This is a genomic window from Lacticaseibacillus suibinensis (assembly GCF_003946175.1).
GTDB classification, from domain to species: domain Bacteria; phylum Bacillota; class Bacilli; order Lactobacillales; family Lactobacillaceae; genus Lacticaseibacillus; species Lacticaseibacillus suibinensis.
On sequence record NZ_RHOK01000015.1, the window covers coordinates 56,352 to 62,785 of the forward strand.

7 protein-coding genes are annotated in these 6,434 nt (G+C 53.1%); 5 read left to right on the forward strand and 2 right to left on the reverse strand.

The features are described from left to right. Positions 1-105: 105 nt before the first annotated feature. From der to EKM90_RS08785, 3 genes are all read left to right on the forward strand, one after another. Positions 106-1,416 (forward strand): ribosome biogenesis GTPase Der, encoded by a 1,311-nt coding sequence (der, locus tag EKM90_RS08775; protein WP_125581760.1) that lies wholly within the window; start codon positions 106-108, stop codon positions 1,414-1,416. Between the two features lie 230 nt (positions 1,417-1,646). Continuing rightward, positions 1,647-1,922, forward strand: a complete 276-nt coding sequence (locus EKM90_RS08780) for an HU family DNA-binding protein (protein ID WP_125581762.1) — start codon at positions 1,647-1,649, stop codon at positions 1,920-1,922. A gap of 86 nt (positions 1,923-2,008) precedes the next feature. Beyond that, positions 2,009-3,280, forward strand: a complete 1,272-nt coding sequence (locus tag EKM90_RS08785; protein ID WP_125581764.1) for a tetratricopeptide repeat protein — start codon at positions 2,009-2,011, stop codon at positions 3,278-3,280. Between the two features lie 58 nt (positions 3,281-3,338). Here the strand turns inward: EKM90_RS08785 and EKM90_RS08790 are convergent, their stop codons facing one another. Together EKM90_RS08790 and EKM90_RS08795 are read right to left on the reverse strand one after the other, a co-directional pair. After that, positions 3,339-3,548, reverse strand: coding sequence for a hypothetical protein (locus EKM90_RS08790; protein WP_125581766.1), 210 nt, complete (start codon positions 3,546-3,548; stop codon positions 3,339-3,341). A 19-nt stretch (positions 3,549-3,567) separates the two neighbouring features. Continuing rightward, positions 3,568-4,446, reverse strand: a complete 879-nt coding sequence (locus EKM90_RS08795) for a YitT family protein (protein ID WP_125581768.1) — start codon at positions 4,444-4,446, stop codon at positions 3,568-3,570. A 114-nt stretch (positions 4,447-4,560) separates the two neighbouring features. On the opposite strand from EKM90_RS08795, the gene EKM90_RS08800 reads away from it, so the two are divergent. Together EKM90_RS08800 and EKM90_RS08805 are read left to right on the forward strand one after the other, a co-directional pair. Continuing rightward, positions 4,561-5,739 (forward strand): CCA tRNA nucleotidyltransferase, encoded by a 1,179-nt coding sequence (locus EKM90_RS08800; RefSeq protein ID WP_125581780.1) that lies wholly within the window; start codon positions 4,561-4,563, stop codon positions 5,737-5,739. Between the two features lie 55 nt (positions 5,740-5,794). After that, positions 5,795-6,253 carry a hypothetical protein gene (locus EKM90_RS08805; RefSeq protein ID WP_125581770.1) on the forward strand — a complete coding sequence of 153 codons (459 nt, stop codon included), beginning with the start codon at positions 5,795-5,797 and terminating at the stop codon, positions 6,251-6,253. Positions 6,254-6,434 lie beyond the last annotated feature (181 nt).

The window sequence follows — 6,434 nt, forward strand, 5'->3', positions numbered from 1 at the left end:
GTCCCGGTTTTTTGCGGTTTAATTCTGACCAGCCAAACGTGGCGGTCAGCCTCTGAGGACCACATTTCCTGAAGTGGTCCGGTTTCAAAGAAGGAAGGGATCAGTTTGGTACTCCCCACATTAGCGATTGTTGGTCGACCAAACGTCGGCAAGTCAACCATTTTTAACCGCATGATTGGCGAACGCATTTCCATTGTTGAAGATACGCCAGGCGTTACGCGCGACCGCATTTATGGTAAGGCGGAATGGCTTGGCCGTGAATTCGCGTTGATTGACACCGGTGGGATCGACATCGGCGACGAACCGTTTCTGGATCAAATTGCCGACCAGGCCGAAATTGCCATTGATGAAGCTGATGTCATCTTGTTTCTGACCAGCGTCGAAGCAGGCGTCACTGATGCCGACGAAAAAGTGGCTCAGATTCTCTACCAGGCCGACAAGCCGGTGGTGCTCGCTGTCAATAAAGTCGACAATCCCGAGCGGCGGCAGGATATCTATGATTTTTACAGTTTGGGGTTCGGCGAACCGTATCCGATTTCCGGGACCCATGGTATTGGCCTGGGCGATGTGCTGGACGCCGTGTTTGCTGGCTTTCCGGCTGAAGGCAGCGGCGATGACGATGACAGCATCAAGTTCTCGTTTATTGGGCGGCCGAATGTTGGTAAGTCCAGTCTGGTGAACGCGATTTTAGGTGAAGAACGGGTAATCGTGAGCCCAATCGAAGGGACCACGCGTGATGCGATTGATACCAAGTTCACCCATGGCGACCAAGAATTCACGATGATCGATACCGCTGGGATTCGCAAGCGGGGCAAGGTCTACGAAAACACCGAAAAGTATGCGGTGATGCGGGCGCTGCGGGCCATCGATCGTAGTGATGTGGTGCTAGTGGTGCTGAATGCGGAAGAAGGCATTCGCGAGCAAGATAAGAAAGTCGCCGGGTACGCGCATGAAGCAGGCCGGGGGATTATCATTGTCGTCAACAAATGGGACACGCTGAAAGAGAAAGACAATCACACGATGCAGGAATTTGAGGCGCACATTCGCGCTGAATTCCAGTATTTGGAGTACGCGCCCATCGTTTTTGTTTCCGCCAAGACCAAACAACGGCTCCAAAATTTGCCAGGCATGATTCAAACGGTTTCTGAAAATCAAAACCGCCGAATTCAAAGTGCCGTGCTTAATGATGTGCTACTAGATGCCTTGGCAGTGACCCCGACCCCCACCATCAATGGTAAGCGCCTGCGTATTTACTACATGACCCAAGTGGCTGTTAAACCGCCGACTTTCGTGGTTTTTGTCAATGATCCAGACCTGCTTCACTTCTCTTATGAACGTTTTCTCATTAATCAGTTGCGGCAGACCTTCGACTTTGAAGGGACCCCGATTCATTTGATTGCCCGTAACCGGAAATAGTGGGGTGAAAGCGGCGTTAGACCGGCGCTCGACCGTTTTCAGTAGATTTTTTTCAAGAATACGCGCAAATTTCGGCGAAAGGGCTAAATAACCTTGCTACGACGGGCTTTGTGTGCTATCTTAATGATTGAAATGGTGATACCGGTTTATCATTGTTTCCTCATTTTGGAAACCAAGATGGGTATGTTTAGATGGTCCACCATCTAAATCAATACGGAGGTGAAAAGATCATGGCAAATAAAGCAGAATTGATCGAAAGCGTTGCAACAACAACCGGTTTGACGAAGAAAGATGCAACGGCAGCTGTAGATGCAGTCTTTAGTTCTATCCAGGCTTCCCTGGCTAAAGGCGAAAAGGTTCAACTTATCGGCTTTGGTAACTTCGAAGTTCGCGAACGCGCTGCTCGTAAGGGCCGCAACCCGCAAACTGGTGCAGAAATCAAGATTCCTGCATCCAAGGTACCTGCATTCAAGCCTGGTAAGGCCCTCAAGGACGCTGTTAAGTAGTCTCCTTGAAGCAATGATAGGATCCATACTTAAAAACGGGATCAGGCCTTGCGCCTGGACCCGTTTTTCCGTCATAAGGGGGAAATATGAGCTATTCAGAGCAAATGCTGGCGGCGCTAGAGGCTGGTCATATGGCCGAGGCGCGGGAGCTTTTTCAATCCGTATTGAAAAACGATGACGATGAAACGAAATATAATCTGGCTGGTGAGCTGTACGCGTTAGGCTTCACCGGCCAAGCCCAGCGCTTGTACGAGGAGCTGATGGGCAAGTATCCGGACCAAGATGATTTGAAAACCGCGTTGGCGGATATCGCTGTGGGTGATGATTTACCCGACAAGGCGTTGGGCTTGCTTAGTCAAATCACCCCGGACAGTGACTTTTACCCGCAGGCCCTCTTGGCTGCGGCAGATGTCTACCAAACGCAAGGCTTATACGAGGTCAGTGAGCAAAAACTACTGGCAGCCCAGCAGCTGGTGCCTGACGAGCCAGTGGTGACTTTTGCCTTAGGCGAACTCTATAATGCCTGGGGCCGCGATGATCGAGCCAGTTTGGCGTATTCTCAGCTGCTGGCGGCAGGCATCGATGAATTCGCCCAGGTGAACATTAAAGCCCGCTACGGCGGGTCCTTGGCCAATCTAGGCCAATACGAAGACGCAGTGGCGGTGTATGAAGATGCGGGACCGGCCACTTTGGATGCGGAAAGTCAGTTGCGCCTGGGCACGCTGTACGCCGAGTTGGATCAACCTAAAGATGCCATTGCCACGCTGCAAGGGCTGATCGATGCTGACCCGACCTATGCCAATGCTTACTTACCATTGGCCAAGGCGCAAGTTAAAGGCGGCGCCAGCGAGGCCGCATTGGCCACGGTGCAGGCGGGGCTGATGCAAGATGACACCAATCCCGATTTGTTTGCTTACGGCGCAACGTTGGCGCTGCAGGAAGACAACCTTGATTTGGCTGAGACCTACCTAACCAAGGCCCGCCACTTGGATCCAGAAAATCAGGCAGTGGCCATGGCCTGGAGTAATTTGCTCTTGGCTAAGCATGATGATGAAGCTAACGTTGCCTACCTGGAAGCGATGGATAAGTCAGATGAAGTGGACCCCCAGATTTACTGGAATCTGGCCAAAAGCTATGATCGCCTGGATGAGGTGACGAAGGCGCGGGAGAACTACTTGCTGGCCTTCAACGCCTTGCAGGATTCGGTGCTGTTCTTACATGACATCATCGACTTCTTCCAGTCAACTGGGGCCAAAGCCGAATTAAAGGCGGCTTTGACGCGTTACTTGGCGCTGGCACCGACAGACACAGAGATGCAGGAACGCTTGGAGGAACTTGAAGCCGAAGACGATCAGTAATCCACGAAAATGGCGCCGCCCTTAAGGACGACGCCATTTTTTTGCGCGACTGCGCTCACTAGGATTGAAAAAGGGCGACCACAAAACAGCCGAGGGCCGCTACGGTCATGATGGTGCCAATCACTAAGCTGGTCCAAAGCGCCCAGGGCATGAAGCCATTGCCGGTTTGGAGCTGGCCGGTTTTCAATTGCTTGAAGGTGCGGCTGGTGATATGAATTTCCCATAGGCCAACCGCTAACAAGATGAAGCCAATCACTAATAGAGGCATCCGTTAGCCTTCCTTTCTGCTAACTGAGAAACAACCGGCGCGGTTTGCGTTTGTAGGTGAAGCCTTCACCGAGCGCCTCATGCACATCCAAAATGGTGACAAACGCCTGCGGATCATGATCTTCAATGATGCGTTTGGTGGCGGCGATTTCGGTTGGCGCGACGACCGCGTACACCATGCGTTTTTGATCGCGGGCAAAGCCGCCTTCGGCCTTCAAGTAAGTGACGCCGCGTTCGAGTTTGTCCATGATTGCATTGGCAATCGGTTCCGCTTGATTGGAGATGATCAGCACCCCTTTGGCGGCATAGGCGCCTTCCAGGGTGAAGTCGACAATGCGCGAAAAGACGTAGCTGGCCAGCAGGGTGTACATCATCAGCTCGAGATTCAGATAGCTCAGGCTCGCCAGCAGCACAATGACATCAAACCCCAGCAGCGATTTGCCCATGGGAATCCCAGTGTTTTTTTCCAGCACCCGGGCAATCACATCCGAGCCGCCGGTGGTGCCGCCGCGGCGGTAAATCAACCCGGAGCCGATGCCGCCGAACAGCCCCGCCATCACGCCGGCAATGAATAGGTCATGACTAATGGGTAAGCTGACTGGCAGCCGCTGCCAGATCCACAGCCAGGCCGACAGCATCGCGGTGCCGTAAATGGTGTAGGCCAAGGCCCGTTTGCCGAGAAACTTATAGCCGATGATAATGAGGGGAATATTTAAGACAATGGTGGAGTAGGCCGGGTCGATGTGCCACCAATAACGAATCAGCAAAGTAATCCCAGTGATGCCGCCTTCTGCCAGATGATTGGCAATATTCACCGTGACCAGCCCAAACGCATACAGTGCGCAGCCCAGGGTGATCAAAGCCAAGTCCAAGGCGACCCTTTGACGACGTTTTGCCATACAACCCCTCCTTAACCAGCTTATTAATTTCATTGTAGCAGACTTTCCCGCTGGTTTAGTCAAGCGGGCCTGAATTTGCTATCATAGACCTAGCATAAAAGAAGGGGCGAGATGATGCAGCTCGATTTAAGCCATCCAGAATTTAAAGCCGCCATTCCCATTATGAAGGCCATTGAGGCGGCAGGCTATGAAGCCTATTTTGTCGGCGGCAGTGTGCGCGATGCGCTGCTTGGTTTGCCGATCCACGATGTTGATATTGCTAGTTCAGCGTATCCAGCGGAAATCAAGCAGATTTTTCGCCGCACGGTCGATACTGGGATCCAGCATGGCACCGTGATGGTTTTGGACCATGGGACGGGGTATGAAGTCACCACCTTCCGCACCGAATCTGGCTATCAGGATTTCCGGCGCCCGGATCAGGTGACTTTTGTGCGCTCGCTCGCCGAAGACCTCAAGCGCCGCGATTTTACGGTGAATGCGCTGGCGGTGCGCCATGACGGCACGGTGATTGACCTGTTTGGGGGGCTGGAAGATTTGGCGGCCAAACAGCTAAAAGCCGTGGGTAATCCGCACGAGCGGTTTCATGAAGACGCCTTGCGCATGATGCGTGGGGTGCGGTTTGAAAGTCAACTCGGCTTTCAGCTGGAACCGGCCACCAAAGCGGCGATTGCCGAAAATGCCCCGCTGCTGGCCCATGTGTCAGTGGAGCGGATTGCAGCGGAATTCACGCGGCTTTTGACCGGCATTGCTCGCCAAGCCGGGCTGAACGATTTTGTGGCGACTGGGTTGTATCGTTATGCCCCGCTTTTGGGTGACCAGGAAGCGGCCATTACCAAGCTGGCGGCCGCGACTGGGCCGCAGTGGGCGGACCCGGCGGTGGGCTGGACCTTGCTCGCGCATCTGACGCAACTGCCAGTGTTGGCCCTCATGCGCGCCTGGAAGCAGGCCAATGCCATGACCGAGGTGGTGAAGCGTGCCGCGGCGCTGCTGAGTCAGCTACCCACGCCAACTGCTTGGGCCTTGTATCAGGCGGGCGCAGATGCGCTGCCGGTGGCACTCACGGCGGGTCAGGCGCTGGCGCCTGAGTTTGATGCGGCGCCGGTGGCTCAGGCATATCAGACGCTGCCGATTCATGATAAATCCGCGCTGGCCATTGATGGTAAAACGCTGATTGCGCATGGCTTTGCTCCTGGCCCCAAGCTGGGGCAAGTGCTGAACCAACTTGAGCAGGCGGTGGTGGCTGGTGAGCTGCCGAATGACCAAGCCGCACTGCTGAAGGCGGCAGAGGTTTAATCGCCCCGATTATGGTAAGATAGCCGTGTAAGCGAATTCAGAAAGGATGAGGAGTATGAAGGAACATGTTTTTGAACAGCTCGTCTTTCACTTCCGCAATGGCGACGAATGGACGATTTCCCATAAGGAACTGGCTGATATTTGGATTAGTCGAGTGACCACCAGCTATGGCCGTATTAATGGCGGCAATATTCAGGAAATCCATCCCTGCAAGAGTTTCAAGGTGGAAATCCTGCCAGAAGCTGACCATGTGAAGTCTTCCGATATCAACACCGGTTCCCTAGAACTTGGGATGTTCGGTCGGGCAATGAAGTACCAGGACATCGAGAAAATGGATCTGCAATTCGATGAAGAAGGCAGCAATGGGATTCAAATTTATTTCCCCTTTGCCCAAAAAGATCCCAGCGGTTTGGACAATCAATATCAAACCAGCAAGGTCTCAACCAAAAACGGTCATCTCTACATTGTGATTGATGCCGAGCACACGGTCGATGACGAATATCCTAATTACTAAAGCCATTAAGCGTGCCTGGTGCACGCTTTTTGATTATAGAGGCTTTAGCCGGGCTCGCGCGGGGACGCGCGAGGCTCAAAACCACCCGCTATGCGGGTGGAGTCAAACTGGTTATACGAAAAACTCTCCTTGTCGATTAGAATATGGATGTTCAAGGCCATACTACTTAATCGAAAAGGAG